This is a genomic window from Serratia sp. CY31944 (assembly GCF_052169175.1).
Classification (GTDB): Bacteria; Pseudomonadota; Gammaproteobacteria; order Enterobacterales; family Enterobacteriaceae; genus Serratia; species Serratia sarumanii.
Window position 1 is genome coordinate 75,294 of the sequence record NZ_JBJNLG010000017.1, and the last position, 15,447, is coordinate 90,740.

The following is a 15,447-nucleotide window of genomic DNA, read 5'->3' on the forward strand; positions in this document are numbered from 1 at the left end:
TTTGTGGACATTTTTATTTCGTTTGATGTTCGTTATTGTTCCTTATCAAACAAAGACCCTTATAACCGTGGCTCAATAGGCTCATAACTACCGATCCTGAGGGAGCGACATGAGCAGCTATTTTGACGGCGGCGAAACGGATGTGATCATCATCGGCGGCGGCGCCACCGGCGCAGGCATCGCCCGCGACTGCGCGCGGCGCGGCTTGCGCTGCATTTTGCTGGAGCGCCACGACATCGCCACCGGCGCCACCGGCCGCAACCACGGTTTGCTGCACAGCGGCGCGCGCTATGCGGTGACCGACGGCGAGTCGGCGCGCGAGTGCATCGAAGAGAACCGCATCCTGAAACGCATCGCCCACCACTGCATCGAGCGCACCGATGGGCTGTTCATCACCCTGCCGCAGGACTCGCTGGACTATCAGCAACAGTTTATCGCCGCCTGTCGCCAGGCCGACATCGACGCCGAAGCGATCGACCCGCAGCTGGCGCTGCGGCTGGAGCCGGCGGCTAACCCGGCGCTGATCGGCGCGGTGCGCGTGCCGGACGGCACCGTCGATCCCTTCCGGCTGACCGCCGCCAACATGTTGGACGCGCGCGAACATGGCGCGCAGATCCTGACCTACCACCAGGTGGTGGGATTGTTGCGCAGCGGCGATCGGGTGACGGGCGTGCGCGTTTACGACCATCAGAATCAGCGGCGCTATGCGCTGCATGCGCCGGTGGTGGTCAACGCCGCCGGCATCTGGGGCCAGCAGATCGCCGAATACGCCGATTTGCGCATCCGCATGTTCCCGGCCAAGGGGGCGCTGCTGATCCTCGGCCACCGCATCAACAACATGGTGATCAACCGCTGCCGCAAACCGGCGGACGCCGACATCCTGGTGCCGGGCGACACCATCTCGCTGATCGGCACCACCTCGACCCATATCGACTACGACCAAATTGACAACATGCTGGTGACCCCGCAGGAAGTGGACATTCTGATCCGCGAGGGGGCGCTGTTGGCGCCCACCCTGGCGCAGACCCGCATTCTGCGCGCCTACGCCGGGGTACGGCCGCTGGTGGCCAGCGACGACGACCCCAGCGGGCGCAACGTCAGCCGTGGCATCGTGCTGCTCGATCACGCCGCCCGCGACGGGCTGGAAGGGTTTATCACCATCACCGGCGGCAAGCTGATGACCTACCGCCTGATGGCGGAGTGGGCCACCGACAAGGTGTGCGAAAAGCTTGGCGTAAACCGCCCGTGCACCACCGCGCAGGATGCGTTGCCCGGCTCCCGCCAGTCGGCGGAGGAGACGGTGCGCAGCGTGGTTTCTCTGCCCGCCAGCATTCGCGGCTCGGCAATTTACCGCCACGGCGACCGCGCCAGCCAGGTGCCGGCGGCCGATCGGCTCGACACCAGCCTGGTGTGCGAATGCGAGGCGGTGACCGCCGGGGAAGTGCGCTATGCGGTCAACTCGCTGACCGTCAATAACCTGGTGGATCTGCGCCGCCGCACCCGCGTCGGCATGGGCACCTGCCAGGGCGAACTCTGCGCCTGCCGCGCCGCCGGGCTGTTGACGCGCTTTAACGTCAGCACGCCGCAGCAATCCATCGCGCAGCTGTCGCAATTCCTCAACGAACGGTGGAAAGGCGTACGGCCGATCGCCTGGGGCGATGCGCTGCGCGAGAGTGAATTTACCAGCTGGGTTTACCAGGGGCTATGCGGGCTTGAGGCCCAGGCCGACAAGGAGCAGGAGGCGGATGATGCGATTTGACGTAGTGGTGATTGGCGGCGGCCTGGCGGGCCTGAGCTGCGCCATTGCCGTGGCCGAACAGGGCAAGCGCTGTGCGGTGGTCAGTTCCGGCCAGAGCGCGCTCTACTTCTCCTCCGGCTCGCTCGACCTGCTGGCGAGATTGCCGGACGGCACGCCGGTCGAGATGCCGCTGGCGGCGCTACCGCAGCTGGCGCAGCAGGCGCCGCAGCATCCGTATGCCCTGATCGGGCCCGGCCGGGTGGCGACGCTGTCCGCCGCCGCGCAGCGGCTGTTGGAGCGCTGCGGGCTGAACCTGCAGGGCGAGGGCACCAACAACCATCTGCGCATTACGCCGCTCGGCACGCGTCGCGCCACCTGGCTCAGCCCGCAGGCGATCCCGACGCTGCCGCTGACCGGCCAACTGCCGTGGCGGCGCATTGCGGTGATCGGCATCGAAGGCTTCCTCGATTTCCAGCCGCAAATGGCCGCCGACTCTCTGAGCCGGGAGCTCGGCGTAGAGACTGAGGTGGCCTATCTGCACATGCCGGCGCTGGACAGATTGCGCAATAACCCCAGCGAGTTCCGCGCGGTAAACATCGCCCGGGTGCTGGATTTGATGGAAAGTCTGCCGCCGATGGCCGAGGAACTGCGGCGGTTGGCGGGGGCAGCCGACGCGCTCTTTCTGCCGGCCTGTTTGGGATTGGAGGACGACGCGTCGCTGGCGGTGCTGCAGGATGCGGTCGGCAAGCCGATCCGGCTGCTGCCGACGCTGCCGCCTTCGGTGCCCGGCATGCGCTTGCATCAGGCGCTGCGGCGGCGTTTTCAACAGCTGGGCGGCGTTTTCATGCCCGGCGACAGCGTGCTGCGCGCCGAGTGCGAAGCCGGCCGCGTCACGGGCCTGTATACCCGCAACCACGGTGATATTCCGCTGCGGGCGCAGCAGGTGGTGTTGGCCAGCGGCAGCTTCTTCAGCAACGGGCTGGTGGCGGATTTCGACGGGGTGCGCGAGCCGATCTTCGGGCTGGACGTACACAGCCGCGCGGATCGCGCCGACTGGAGCCGGCGCGAGCTGTTCGCGCCGCAGCCTTATCTGCAATTTGGCGTGCGCACCGACGGCAGGCTGCGGGCGATGAAGCAGGGCATGCCGTTCGACAATCTGTACGCCATCGGCGCGGTCGCCGGCGGCTACGATCCGCTGCAGCAAGGCTGCGGCGCCGGCGTGTCATTGATCGGTGCGCTGCACGTCGCGCAGCAGATCGCCGCGGAGGAAAACGCATGAGCCTGCATCAGGACCACAGCTTTGAAAGCTGCATCAAATGCACCGTCTGCACCACCTATTGTCCGGTCGCCAAAGTGAACCCGCTCTATCCGGGGCCAAAACAGGCGGGGCCGGACGGCGAGCGGCTGCGGCTGAAAGATCCGGCGCTGTACGACGAAGCGCTGAAATACTGCACCAACTGCAAACGTTGTGAAGTGGCCTGCCCGTCCGACGTCAAAATCGGCGACATCATTCAGCGCGCTCGCGCCGACTTCGCCCAGAGCAAGCCGACGCTGCGCGACGCCATCCTTAGCCACACCGATATCATGGGCTCGCTGTCGACGCCGTTCGCGCCGATCGTCAACGCCGCCACCGGGCTGAAACCGGTGCGCAAGCTGTTGGACAAGGCGCTGAAGATCGATCACCGTCGCGAACTGCCGAAATACTCGTTCGGCACCTTCCGCCGCTGGTACCGGCAACAGGCGCAGGCTCAGCGGCGCTATGCCGAGCAGGTGGCGTTTTTCCACGGCTGCTTCGTCAACTATAACCATCCGCAGCTGGGCAAGGATTTGATCCGGGTATTCAACGCGCTGGATATCGGCGTGCAGCTGCTGAAACGCGAGAAATGCTGCGGCGTGCCGCTGATCGCCAACGGGTTTATCGAGCAGGCCAAAAAGCAGGCCAGGGTTAACGCCGAGTCGCTGCATGAAGCGGTGCTTGAGCGCGGCATTCCGGTGGTGGCGACCTCATCGAGCTGCACCTTCACCCTGCGCGACGAATATCCTCATCTGCTGGACGTGGACACCACCCCGGTGCGCGATCGGGTGGAGCTGGCGACGCGCTATCTCTATCGCCTGATCAATCAGGGGCGCAGCCTGCCGCTGAAGCGCACGCCGCTGCGGGTGGCTTATCACACGCCTTGCCATATGGAGAAGATGGGCTGGACCGCCTACACCCTGGAGTTGCTGCAGCAGATACCGGGACTGGAGCTGGTGGTGCTGGATTCGCAGTGCTGCGGCATCGCCGGCACCTACGGGTTCAAATCGGAGAACTACGCCACCTCGCAAGGCATCGGCGCGCCGCTGTTCCGGCAGATCGAAGAGAGCGGGGTGGACCTGGTAGTGACCGACTGCGAGACCTGCAAATGGCAGATAGAAATGTCCACCAGCAAGCGCTGCGAGCATCCGATCACCCTGCTGGCGCAGGCGCTGGCATAAAAACGAAAGGGCCGGCAAGCCGGCCCTCTGTGGGATTACTGCTTCAGCTTCAGGGTGGAGATGATGCCTTCGGCTTCGGCCTGCGCCTGCTGCTGATTGTCCGCCGGCAGCGTCACCTGAATGGTCAGCATGTTGTTGTTCAGCGAGCCGATCAGGACGGAGGAATAGGCTTTTTCGCCGCTGCTGGTGATGATGCTGTCCAGCTGACGCAGCGGCACGCCGTTGACGTCGAGCGCCTTGTTGGTGATCACCTGCAGGTTGGCGTCACGCGCGCGCTGGGTATTCTCCAGGCGCTTGGCCAGGGTCTCCAGGCTGTCGGCGGTCTTGTCGCCCAGGATCACGATCACCGCGCGCTGGCCGGTGCTGTCTGCGTAAACATGCATGTTGTTGGCCTGGTTGCCCAGCTTGCCGCTCTGATCCGCCATGCCGACCGGCAGGGTGAACGCCAGTTTACCGTCCAGCAGGCTGACCTGCTGCCCGGCCGGCGCGCTGGCCGCCGCGCCGTCAGACGCTGCCTTGGTGTCTTTGGTGTCGCCGTCGCAGGCCGCGAGGCCAAGCGCCAGCAGGCTGATACCCATCAATTTCGCTACTTTACGCATCGGGCTTCCTTCTTCCTTTCCGGTAGGGATTCACTGTCGTATCGCAACCTATTCCAGGCTGAAATGCAAGGCAGATGTTGTCACAAGTTTTTCTCCAGTAATAGCCGATAATCAGCCACTTCGCCTTTCTTTTCCAGCTGAACAATCTGATAGTGGTGGGCGAGCAGCATCGTCAGCATGGCGCGGAACCGGTTACGGGTTTTGACTGTCAGTTGGCGATAGCCCTGCGCCTGCGCCCAGCGCTCCTGTTCGGCCAACAAGGCCTGCGCCACGCCGTGGCGACGAAATGCCGGCAGCACGCCGCCCAGCCAGCTGTAAAACACCGTTTCCCGCTGTTGATAACCGAGTTTGAAACCGGCCGGCTGGCCGTCGATGTCGGCGATCAACAGGCTGGCGGAGGCACCGCCGATGCGCCGCTGCAGATCGGACAGGCTATGCAGGCCGCCGAATTCGGGGATGCGTTGGTAAAGGCGGTGGATTTCTTCGAGCGTGGCGGTGCGGACGATTGGGATCATGGGCGGCCTCCAAAGGATAGGGCCGCCCAGAATAACACGGCTCAGCCCGGCTGCAGGCTGCCGCTGCGCGCCGCGATGCGTTTGAGCAGCATGTTCAGCAACACGCCGTACATCGGCAGGAAGAACAGCAGGCAGATCATCACCTTGAAGCTGTAATCCACCAGCGCGATCTCCACCCAGTTGTTGGCCATGAAGGGATCGCTGCTCTTGTAGAAGGCGATGAAGAAGAACGCCAGCGTATCGCTGATATTGCCGAAGAACATCGCCGCCGCCGGCGCCACCCACCAGGCGCTGCGTTGGCGCAGGCGGTTGAAGACGTGAACGTCGAGGATCTGGCCGAGCACGTAGGCCATAAAGCTGGCGACGGCGATACGCGCCACGAACAGGTTAAAACTGCCCAGCGCCGCGAAGCCCTGCCATTCTCCCTGATAGGTGACGGTGGAGATCACGTAGGAGATGAACAGCGCCGGCACCATCACCGCCAGGATAATCCGCCGCGCCAGCGGCGCGCCGAAGATGCGCACGGTCAGATCGGTCGCGAGGAAGATAAACGGGAAGGTAAAGGCGCCCCAGGTGGTATGGAAGCCGAAAACGGTGATCGGCAGCTGCACCAGGTAGTTGCTGGAGGTAATGATGGCGATATGAAACAGCGAAAGCCAGACCAACGCCGTGAAGCGCTGCTGTGCGGTAAACGAATACATATTGTAGCCTTTTTAGCAGTGGGGTGAGGGAACCCAGTGTGTCTTGTCAAAACAGCAAAAAACGCTGCGCGGCGGCATGATACGCGTTTGCGCAACCAATGCAATGGTTAAATTTAACGCAAACGTTAACGCATCTTGCGCAGAAAAACTACCGGCGTAAACTAGGCGCTAATGAGATGCGGCGAGCGTTCGCCGATCGTTTTTGAACGAGAAAAATTGCATGACTGACTTATTTGCCCAGGCAGACCAGACGCTCGACGCGCTGGGCCTGCGTTGCCCGGAACCGGTGATGATGGTGCGCAAAACCGTGCGCCATATGGACAACGGCGAAACGCTGCTGATTATCGCCGACGATCCGGCCACCACCCGCGATATTCCGGGGTTCTGCCGCTTTATGGAGCACACGCTGGTGGCGCAGGAGACCGAGCAGGCGCCATACCGTTATCTGCTGCGTAAAGGTGTATAACGGCGACACGGTCGTGTTGATGAAGGAAAAGTCCCTTTCCCCGAAATGACAACGGGCGCGCTATGTCGTGCCCGTATTGGTTTCCGAACTCAGCTGCGCTTTCTCAACAACCGCAGCGCGTTAGCGGTGACCAGCGCGGTGGCGCCGGAGTCTGCCAGCACCGCCAGCCACAAACCGGTCAGCCCCAGCAGGCTGGTGATCAGGAAGATCCCTTTCAACCCCAGCGCGATGGTGATGTTTTGCCGGATATTGGCGTGGGTGGCGCGCGAGATGCGAATCATCTCCGCGACGCCCAGCAGCCGGTTGTGGGTCAGGGCGGCGTCGGCGGTTTCCAATGCCACGTCGGTGCCGCTGCCCATGGCGATGCCGATGCTGGAGGCTTTCATCGCCGGGGCGTCGTTGATGCCGTCGCCGATCATCGCCGTCGGGCGCAGTTCGCTCAGCTCGGTGACCGCGTTGACCTTATCTTCCGGCAACAGACTAGCGCGATAGTCGAGGCCCAGCTCGCCGGCGATCGCCGCGGCGGCGCGCGGGTTGTCGCCGGTCAGCATCACGCCGCGAATACCCAGCGCGTTCAGTTCGGCTATCGCCTGTTTGGCGTCGCTGCGCAGCGTGTCGCGCAGCGCCAGCAAGCCGATGGGCGCGCCGTCTTCCAGCACCACCACCGCCGTTTTACCGGCGTTTTCCAGCTTGTCTACCTTGCTCTGCCATTGAACGTCGAGCAGGCCAGGCGCCAGCTTGCCCGGCGCGCTGATCAGCACGGTCTTGCCGTCCACGATCCCTTCCACGCCGACGCCGGCCAGCGCGCGGCGCGCCTGCGCCAGCGGCAGCTCGGCCCCGCTTGCGGCGGCGCGATTGATAATCGCCTGCGCCAGCGGGTGATGTGAACCGGCTTCCACCGCGGCGGCAAGCTGCAGCAGCCGCTGTTCGGTGAGTGTGCCTATCGGCAGCACGTCGGTCACCGTCGGCTTGCCTTCGGTCAGGGTGCCGGTTTTATCGAAGGCGATGGTTTGTATCTGGCCCAGTTGCTCCAGCGCCGCGCCGCCTTTAATCAGCGCGCCGCGCCGCGTGGCGGCCGCCAGCCCGGATGTAATGGCCGCCGGGGTCGAGATCACCAGCGCGCACGGACAGCCGATCAGCAGCAGCGTCAGGCCGCGATAGATCCAGGTATCCCACGGCTGCGAGAACAGCAGCGGCGGCACCAGGATCACCGCGACGGCCAGCAGCATAATGGCCGGGGTGTAATAACGGCTGAACCGGTCGAGGAAGCGTTCGATCGGCGCGCGGCGCTCTTCGGCTTCTTCAATCAGCTGCAGAATGCGGTCGATGGCGTTTTTGCCGGGCTCGGAGATCACCTTCATCTGCGCCGCCTGATCGACGGACAGGCTGCCGGCGGCCACTTTCTCGCCCTGCTGGCGCTCGACCGGCACCGATTCGCCGGTCAGGGCGCTTTCGTCGAAGCTGGCGAACGGATTGAGCAGCTCGGCGTCGGCCGGCAGGCGCCCGCCGGGCGCGATTTCAATCACGTCGCCAGGGCGCAGGCTGGCGACCGGCACGCGTTTGCGTTCCGTGCCTTGCAGCAGCAGCGCGTCTTCCGGCACCAGCTCCATCAGCGCCGTCACGCCGCGTCGCGCGCGGTTGGCGGCGTAGGATTCCAGCAGTTCGCCGACCATAAACAGCAGCAGCACCATCGCCGCTTCGGCGGTGGCGCCGATGAACAGCGCGCCGATGGCCGCCACGCTCATCAGCGTTTCGATGGCGAATGGCGTGCCGGAGCGGATCAAACGCAGCGCCTTGGCGGCGACCGGCGCCAATCCGACCAGCGTGGTGGCGATAAAGGCGATGCGCCCCAGCTCCGGGTTAACCCGATCCAGTACCCAGCTGACGACCATCAGGGTAGTTAACAGCAGCAGCGGTGCGAATTCGCCGAAGCGTGAGGTTTTCGGCGCGGCGGCTTTGGCGTTTTGAGTGCCGAGCAGGGTAAAGCCGGCCTGGGCGACCGCGTCCTGGATCCGCAGGCTGATGTCGGACTGTGCGTCGACTACCAGTTTCTCGGTCGCAAACAGCACCCGCGCGCTGTCGACGCCGGGGAGTGCGGTGACGGCATTTTCGATTTTCTTGGCGCAGCTGGGGCAGTCCATGCCGGTGACTTTCCAACTGAAACGTTGGCTGCCGGAAGGGGGAGCGGCAGCCAGCCTGTCGCTTTCCTCGTCCGGATCGTCGGGCGTGGCGGCGCAGCAGCCGCTATCGCCATGATCGTGATGATGGTGGGCCTGTTCGGCCTGCGCGGCGGCGTTTTTCGGTTCGCTGCTGCAGCCATGCTGCGTTTTGCTGTGGCTGTGGTTGCAGCCGCATCCGCCTTCGGCGTGGTGATGTTCCTGATGATTAAGGTTTTGCTGATTGTGCATAACGTCCCCCTTCGGGCTGTTAAACGGGTTTGCTCAGTTGACTCTACACCTTGGAGTCCACTCCAGAGTCAAGCGCCGGATGAGAATTATTGCTAACGGCGTTCAAGCGTAGAAAGGGGGATTCATTCAATAATGAATAATGCGAATTTTAATCTATCGGCTTTTCTTATCCCCTATTTGGGGAAACAGGCTCGCCGCCGATAGTTTAAATAAGAAAATAATATTCCTATAGAAACTAAAAAATCGCCCGACCTAATAATAAAGAGTTATTAATCTATAACGCTTTAGCAAAATTTACCTTTTACCCTGGGGAAAGCCAGCATGATTCGCTTGAGTCTGCAGGCCGCATTGCTATTGAAGTTTGGTGCCAACTTCTCCTCATCAGGTTTCATTTGTTTTGTAAAGAAGCCAAAGAAGCAGCATAACAAACTTTCGTTGCGATAATAAATGGTTGATTATTTTATGTGCAGTTTTGCGACCCTGCCTATAATTGGAATCGATTACCATTTTTAATGGTGATCTTATTTGCTGATATATATGCATTAATTCTACCTAACACACTGCCGGCAACGGCGCATAAGCCCCTTCCAGCAAGCCTGAGGTTCATTAACCGTGGCTTACGGGGAGGTTATGTCTATCTGTCTGATTGATATCAATCAGGTAATGAGTGGAATCGAACCAATGCAATCTACTAAAAAGGCAATTGAAATTACTGAATCCAGCCTTGCGGCCGCGACAACTGGCTACGATGCTGTAGACGACCTGCTGCATTATCATGAGCGGGGCAACGGGATTCAGATTAATGGCAAGGATTCATTTTCTAACGAGCAAGCTGGGCTGTTTATTACCCGTGAGAACCAAACCTGGAACGGTTACAAGGTATTTGGCCAGCCGGTCAAATTAACCTTCTCCTTCCCGGACTATAAGTTCTCTTCCACCAACGTCGCCGGCGACACCGGGCTGAGCAAGTTCAGCGCGGAACAGCAGCAGCAGGCTAAGCTGTCGTTGCAGTCCTGGGCCGACGTCGCCAATATCACCTTCACCGAAGTGGCGGCCGGACAAAAGGCCAACATCACCTTCGGCAACTACAGCCAGGATCGTCCCGGCCACTATGATTACGGCACCCAGGCCTACGCCTTCCTGCCGAACACCATTTGGCAGGGCCAGGATCTGGGCGGCCAGACCTGGTACAACGTCAACCAATCCAACGTGAAGCATCCGGCGACCGAAGACTACGGCCGTCAGACGTTCACCCATGAGATTGGCCATGCGCTGGGCCTGAGCCACCCGGGCGACTACAACGCCGGTGAGGGTAACCCGACCTATCGCGACGTCACCTATGCGGAGGATACCCGCCAGTTCAGCCTGATGAGCTACTGGAGTGAAACCAACACCGGTGGCGACAATGGCGGCCACTATGCCGCGGCTCCGCTGCTGGATGACATTGCCGCCATTCAGCATCTGTATGGCGCCAACCTGTCGACCCGCACCGGCGACACCGTGTACGGCTTTAACTCCAACACCGGTCGCGACTTCCTCAGCACCACCAGCAACTCGCAGAAAGTGATCTTTGCGGCCTGGGATGCGGGCGGTAACGATACCTTCGATTTCTCCGGTTACACCGCTAACCAGCGCATCAATCTGAACGAGAAATCGTTCTCCGACGTGGGCGGCCTGAAGGGCAACGTCTCGATCGCCGCCGGTGTGACCATCGAGAACGCCATTGGCGGTTCCGGCAACGACGTGATCGTCGGCAACGCGGCCAACAACGTGCTGAAAGGCGGCGCGGGTAACGACGTGCTGTTCGGCGGCGGCGGGGCGGATGAGCTGTGGGGCGGTGCCGGCAAAGACATCTTCGTGTTCTCTGCCGCCGGCGATTCCGCACCGGGCGCTTCAGACTGGATCCGCGACTTCCAGAAAGGGATCGACAAAATTGACCTGTCGTTCTTCAACAAAGAGGCGCAGAGCAGCGATTTCATTCACTTCGTCGATCACTTCAGCGGCACGGCCGGTGAAGCGCTGCTGAGCTACAACGCTTCCAACAACGTGACCGATTTGTCGGTGAATATCGGTGGCCATCAGGCGCCGGACTTCCTGGTGAAAATCGTCGGCCAGGTTGACGTCGCCACTGACTTTATCGTGTAACACAGCAACGGAACGCCCGGCGCAGTCTCGGCCGGGCGTGATGCGGGAGCCCGGTATGAAAGGTACTTTAACGCGCACCGCTTTGGCGGCGGGCGGCATGATGGTGACGGGTGCGGTCATGGCCGGCAGCCTGGCGCTGCCGACCGCGCAGTCGCTGGCGGGGCAATGGCAGGTGGCCGACAGCGAGCGGCAATGCCAAATCGAGTTTTTGGCGAATGAGCAAAGTGAAACCAACGGCTATCAGCTGGTGGATCGGCAACGTTGTCTGCAAAGCGTGTTTGCGGCCGAGGTGGTGGGCTGGCGCCCGGCGCCGGACGGCATCGCCCTGCTGCGGGCGGATGGCAGCACGCTGGCGTTCTTCTCGCGCGACGGCGATCTGTATCGCAATCAGCTGGGCGCCGATGATGCCCTGACGTTGAAAGCGCTGGCTTGATAATGAAAAACGGGTTCGGCGCGCCGAACCCGCGGCAGATAGTTACAGGTAGAGCGAACGCACGATCAGGAAGTGGCCGGAGAAGTAACAGAAAGCCACGATGGCGTCCGCCGCGCGGAAGGTGAAACGGTAGCGGTTGAGCAGCCAAACCACGTTGGCCAGCAGCAGCAGCGAGGTGCCGGTCAGCAGCGAGAAGCCGAAATCGGTGCTGCGCAGGAAATATTGCTCGCCCGCCAGCCAGACCATCAGCAGCGTCATCGCCACGTAGGTGACGATCGGCCAGCGCATCTCTTCCAGCCGGGTCCAAAGGGTGGCCAGCAGCAACGCGCCGATCGCCAGCAGCGCCAGCGGCAGCGGCCAGAACAGGCTGAACGTCATCTGGCTGGCGAAGCTCAGGGTATACAGCAGATGGGACAGGAAAAAGGCGCCGATGGCGTACAGCACCCGCTCGCGCGGCAACAGGAGCAGCGCGTCGCCGATCAGCGTCGCCAGCAGGCCGAGCACGATCAGATAACCCGCGGCGCCGAGCACCGGCGCCTGCCAGGCCAACAGCAACAGCAGCAGCAGCGTGACGGGTTTGAACACCCAGCGCTGCCAGCGCGGGCCACGGTATGAGGCGTCGACGAACAGCCAACCGGAAAAGAATACGGCAAGGAACGGCCAACTCATTTATGTCTTCCTTATGCATGAGGGAGCCGCAACAACCGGCTCCAAACTGTCACCAATGTCACTTCTTATTTCAGTGTAGGTAGCCTGCCGACGATCGACAATGCTTTCTTGAGAATGCTATGTTTACGCCGATTTGGCCGTGAAGGAAATGGGAAACCGATGAGCAAACCACCGTTATTTTTTGTCGCCGTGATTGCGCTGATCGCCGTGCTGGCCACGCAACGCTACTTCAAGCAGCGCCAGCGGGAGGCGGAAAACGATCGCGCGCCGATGCGCAGTCTGCAGGTGACGGTGAGCGACAAGCGCAGCTTCCCGGTCGCCAAAACCCGCGCGCCGCAGCGCGAACCGCTGGTCAATGAGCCGATGTATTACGAGGTAGTGTTCAGCCCGAACCAGGGCGGTGAAGACATCACGCTTCGGCTGAAACAGTGGCAATACAACCCGATAGAAAAAGGCGCGCAGGGCACGTTGAACATGCAGGGCACGCGCTTCGTCTCTTTCAGCGTTCAGCCGTAGCGGTCATTTCTTCTTGATGGGCGGCTGTTTCTTTTGCCAGGCCAGCAGCTCGAACACGCCAAAGATAAAGATCTTGGCTTCTTGCCAGTAGCTGATTGGCTGATCCTTCGGCTGGGTGGATTTCAACAGCACCAGCTGCAGGCCGTGCATCACCACCATAAAGAACAGCGCCACGTCGATGAAATACTTCAGCGGCTTGGGAAAAGGATGGAACAGGTTAGAGAGCAGGAAGCCCCACACGCACAGCATCAGCAGGCGGCCCAGATTAATCAGCATGGTCGGTTTTCTCTTGCGAACGAATATAAAGGCGATAGGCCACCTGGCCGGCGACCTTCTCCCGGTGCAGCTGCCAGCTGGCAGGCACGTCCGCCGCGGCGCTTTCCGCCTCGGCTTCTACATAGATCCAGGCCTCGTCGGCCAGCCAGCCACGCTGCTCCAGCAGCAATGCGGTCTCCGCCAGCAGGCCTTTGCGAAACGGCGGATCGAGGAACACCACGTCGAACGGTTGGCCCTCGCCCGCCAGCCAGCTCAGCGCGTTGGTGTTGATAACCACCCCCTTGCCCTGCAGCAGCGCCAGATTTTTTTCCAGCTGCTGCGCCACCGGCCGTTCGAATTCCAACAGCGTGGCGCTGCCGGCGTAGCGCGACAGCGCTTCCAGCCCTAATGCGCCGCTGCCGGCGAAACAGTCCAGGCAGCGCGCGCCCTGAATCACCGGCGCCAGCCAGTTGAACAGGGTTTCGCGCACCCGATCGGTGGTGGGGCGCAGCCCCGGGCTGTTCGGCACCGGAAGCTTGCGACCGCGCCATTGGCCGCCGATGATGCGGATCTGTCCGGCTGCGGCCTGGGGCGGTTTTTTGGCCGCCGCCCGTGGCGAGAGTCTTGTCATAAGCGTTGTTTGATTTCTTTTGCGGCGCGGAGCCGTAGAGGTTAACGAAAAGTTGCCCCTATTCTACCGGTGACGGGCTTCGGGGGGAACGGTAAAACTTTGTTGTCTGATTTCACACCGGAAAGCATGCCGGATGCGTGTTGCTGCGCGAGGGAAAGTGATAGACTCGGCGGATTATTGTCAGCATATATCCTTCAGGTATGTAGGGTAAGCGAGCCTTCGGTACGGAGTAGAGTCATAACATGGCAAAAGATAAGAAACGTGGGTTTTTCTCCTGGCTGGGGTTTGGCCAGAAGGAAAAGGAAGAAGAGCAACAGCAACCTGAGCAGCCGGTAGAGCAGGCGGAGCCTCAGGCCGCGGAGACACCGGCTGAACCGGCCACCGCCAAGCTGGATGACAAGCTCCCCGCCCAGGAATCTGAACCTGCCGCCTCCGTCGACACCCCGGGAGAGTGGGATAGCGGCCAGGCCGGTGAACCCATCGCGGAAAACCTGCCTGCGGCGGCCGAACACCCGATGGCGCAAGCGTTGGCCGAAGAGATTGTCAGCGTGACCGAGCAGGTAGTGGCGCAGCAGCAGCCGGTCGTCGAGCCCGAGCCAGTTGTTGAGCCCGAGCCTGTCGTTGTGCCCGAGCCTGTCGTTGTGCCCGAGCCGGTGGTTGAGCCCGAGCCGGTGGTTGAGCCCGAGCCAGTTGTTGAGCCCGAGCCAGTTGTTGAGCCCGAGCCAGTTGTTGAGCCCGAGCCAGTTGTTGAGCCCGAGCCGGTGGTTGAACCTGAGCCGGTTGTCGAGCCCGAGCCGGTCGTTGAGCCCGAGCCAGTTGTTGAGCCTGAGCCGGTCGTTGAGCCTGAGCCGGTCGTCGAGCCCGAGCCGGTTGTCGAGCCCGAGCCGGTCGTCGAACCAGAACCGGAGCCGGAAGAAGAAGCGCCGCTTGAACCTGTGGTGCCGGCCGCTGCGCAAGAGCAGGAGCGGCCGACCAAAGAGGGCTTCTTCGCTCGCCTGAAGCGCAGCCTGCTGAAAACCAAGCAAAACCTCGGCTCCGGCTTTATGGGGCTGTTCCGCGGTAAAAAGATCGACGACGACCTGTTCGACGAGTTGGAAGAACAGCTGTTGATCGCCGATGTCGGCGTGGAGACCACGCGCAAGATCATCACCTCCCTGACCCAGCACGCCAGCCGCAAGCAGCTGAAAGACGCCGAAGCGCTGTATGGCAAGCTGAAGGAGGAAATGTCCGAAATTCTGGCCAAGGTCGATCAGCCGCTGGATGTCAGCGGGAAAACCCCGTATGTCATTCTGATGGTCGGCGTGAACGGCGTGGGTAAAACCACCACCATCGGCAAGCTGGCGCGCCAATTCCAGGCGGAAGGCAAGTCGGTGATGCTGGCGGCGGGGGATACTTTCCGCGCAGCGGCGGTGGAGCAACTGCAGGTGTGGGGCGAACGCAACCGCATTCCGGTGGTGGCGCAGCATACCGGGGCGGATTCCGCTTCGGTGATCTTCGATGCGGTGCAGGCCGCCAAGGCGCGCGGCATCGATGTCTTGATCGCCGATACCGCCGGCCGTCTGCAGAACAAATCGCACCTGATGGAAGAGCTGAAGAAGATCGTCCGCGTCATGAAAAAACTGGACGACCAGGCCCCCCATGAGGTTATGCTGACGCTCGATGCCAGCACCGGCCAGAATGCGGTCAGCCAGGCGAAATTATTTAATGAGGCCGTGGGCTTAACCGGCATCACGCTGACTAAACTGGACGGTACCGCCAAGGGCGGGGTGATCTTCGCCATCGCCGATCAGTTCGGTATCCCGATTCGCTATATCGGCGTTGGGGAAGGCATCGAAGATTTGCGGCCGTTTAAGGCTGACGATTTTATTGAGGCACTTTTTGCCCGAGAGGATTAAT

The 15,447-nt window shown here is 61.7% G+C and carries 15 protein-coding genes; 8 read left to right on the forward strand and 7 right to left on the reverse strand.

Features of this window, described 5'->3' with window-relative positions:
• Nucleotides 1-109: 109 nt before the first annotated feature.
• The 3 genes from glpA to glpC are packed head-to-tail and all read left to right on the forward strand — an operon-like array spanning nt 110 to nt 4,213.
• Complete coding sequence (gene glpA / locus ACJ8IN_RS17590) at nt 110-1,759, forward strand: anaerobic glycerol-3-phosphate dehydrogenase subunit A (RefSeq protein ID WP_033636664.1); 1,650 nt, start codon at nt 110-112, stop codon at nt 1,757-1,759.
• Nucleotides 1,749-3,017 (forward strand): glycerol-3-phosphate dehydrogenase subunit GlpB, encoded by a 1,269-nt coding sequence (glpB, locus tag ACJ8IN_RS17595; RefSeq protein WP_060423407.1) that lies wholly within the window; start codon nt 1,749-1,751, stop codon nt 3,015-3,017. The genes glpA and glpB overlap by 11 nt, the downstream gene beginning before the upstream one ends.
• Nucleotides 3,014-4,213, forward strand: a complete 1,200-nt coding sequence (gene glpC / locus ACJ8IN_RS17600; RefSeq protein WP_308325338.1) for an anaerobic glycerol-3-phosphate dehydrogenase subunit GlpC — start codon at nt 3,014-3,016, stop codon at nt 4,211-4,213. The genes glpB and glpC overlap by 4 nt, the downstream gene beginning before the upstream one ends.
• A 35-nt stretch (nt 4,214-4,248) precedes the next feature.
• Here the strand turns inward: glpC and ACJ8IN_RS17605 are convergent, their stop codons facing one another.
• The 3 genes from ACJ8IN_RS17605 to ACJ8IN_RS17615 all read right to left on the reverse strand — a co-directional run bounded on the left by ACJ8IN_RS17605 (nt 4,249) and on the right by ACJ8IN_RS17615 (nt 6,028).
• Nucleotides 4,249-4,812, reverse strand: coding sequence for a DcrB family lipoprotein (locus ACJ8IN_RS17605; RefSeq protein WP_308325339.1), 564 nt, complete (start codon nt 4,810-4,812; stop codon nt 4,249-4,251).
• An 80-nt stretch (nt 4,813-4,892) separates the two neighbouring features.
• The gene (locus ACJ8IN_RS17610) at nt 4,893-5,327 is read right to left on the reverse strand and encodes a GNAT family N-acetyltransferase (protein ID WP_308325340.1); all 435 of its coding nucleotides are present in this window, start codon (nt 5,325-5,327) and stop codon (nt 4,893-4,895) included.
• Nucleotides 5,328-5,368: 41 nt separating this feature from the next.
• On the reverse strand, nt 5,369-6,028 hold the full coding sequence (locus ACJ8IN_RS17615; protein WP_033636672.1) for a 7-cyano-7-deazaguanine/7-aminomethyl-7-deazaguanine transporter: 660 nt from the start codon (nt 6,026-6,028) through the stop codon (nt 5,369-5,371).
• A 220-nt stretch (nt 6,029-6,248) separates the two neighbouring features.
• On the opposite strand from ACJ8IN_RS17615, the gene tusA reads away from it, so the two are divergent.
• Nucleotides 6,249-6,494, forward strand: coding sequence for a sulfurtransferase TusA (tusA, locus tag ACJ8IN_RS17620; RefSeq protein WP_025304890.1), 246 nt, complete (start codon nt 6,249-6,251; stop codon nt 6,492-6,494).
• Nucleotides 6,495-6,583: 89 nt separating this feature from the next.
• Here tusA and ACJ8IN_RS17625 read toward each other — a convergent pair whose 3' ends face one another.
• Nucleotides 6,584-8,902: a zinc/cadmium/mercury/lead-transporting ATPase gene (locus ACJ8IN_RS17625; protein WP_060424205.1), complete on the reverse strand. Its 2,319-nt coding sequence runs from the start codon at nt 8,900-8,902 to the stop codon at nt 6,584-6,586.
• A gap of 681 nt (nt 8,903-9,583) precedes the next feature.
• Here ACJ8IN_RS17625 and ACJ8IN_RS17630 point away from each other — a divergent pair.
• Both ACJ8IN_RS17630 and ACJ8IN_RS17635 read left to right on the forward strand, forming a co-directional pair.
• Complete coding sequence (locus ACJ8IN_RS17630; protein WP_033636674.1) at nt 9,584-11,047, forward strand: serralysin family metalloprotease; 1,464 nt, start codon at nt 9,584-9,586, stop codon at nt 11,045-11,047.
• 55 nt (nt 11,048-11,102) lie between these two features.
• Nucleotides 11,103-11,480, forward strand: a complete 378-nt coding sequence (locus tag ACJ8IN_RS17635; RefSeq protein ID WP_060428398.1) for an AprI/Inh family metalloprotease inhibitor — start codon at nt 11,103-11,105, stop codon at nt 11,478-11,480.
• A gap of 42 nt (nt 11,481-11,522) precedes the next feature.
• Here ACJ8IN_RS17635 and ACJ8IN_RS17640 read toward each other — a convergent pair whose 3' ends face one another.
• Nucleotides 11,523-12,149, reverse strand: a complete 627-nt coding sequence (locus tag ACJ8IN_RS17640; RefSeq protein ID WP_033636676.1) for a lysoplasmalogenase — start codon at nt 12,147-12,149, stop codon at nt 11,523-11,525.
• Between the two features lie 159 nt (nt 12,150-12,308).
• On the opposite strand from ACJ8IN_RS17640, the gene ACJ8IN_RS17645 reads away from it, so the two are divergent.
• The gene (locus ACJ8IN_RS17645) at nt 12,309-12,665 is read left to right on the forward strand and encodes a DUF2500 domain-containing protein (protein WP_047569794.1); all 357 of its coding nucleotides are present in this window, start codon (nt 12,309-12,311) and stop codon (nt 12,663-12,665) included.
• Nucleotides 12,666-12,668: 3 nt separating this feature from the next.
• Here the strand turns inward: ACJ8IN_RS17645 and ACJ8IN_RS17650 are convergent, their stop codons facing one another.
• Both ACJ8IN_RS17650 and rsmD read right to left on the reverse strand, forming a co-directional pair.
• Entirely contained in the window at nt 12,669-12,941 is a 273-nt protein-coding gene (locus ACJ8IN_RS17650; RefSeq protein WP_004934327.1) for a DUF1145 family protein, read from the reverse strand.
• Complete coding sequence (gene rsmD / locus ACJ8IN_RS17655) at nt 12,931-13,551, reverse strand: 16S rRNA (guanine(966)-N(2))-methyltransferase (RefSeq protein ID WP_033636678.1); 621 nt, start codon at nt 13,549-13,551, stop codon at nt 12,931-12,933. Before rsmD ends, ACJ8IN_RS17650 begins: the two co-directional genes overlap by 11 nt.
• Before the next feature lie 242 nt (nt 13,552-13,793).
• On the opposite strand from rsmD, the gene ftsY reads away from it, so the two are divergent.
• On the forward strand, nt 13,794-15,446 hold the full coding sequence (gene ftsY / locus ACJ8IN_RS17660) for a signal recognition particle-docking protein FtsY (RefSeq protein WP_308325342.1): 1,653 nt from the start codon (nt 13,794-13,796) through the stop codon (nt 15,444-15,446).
• Nucleotide 15,447 lies beyond the last annotated feature (1 nt).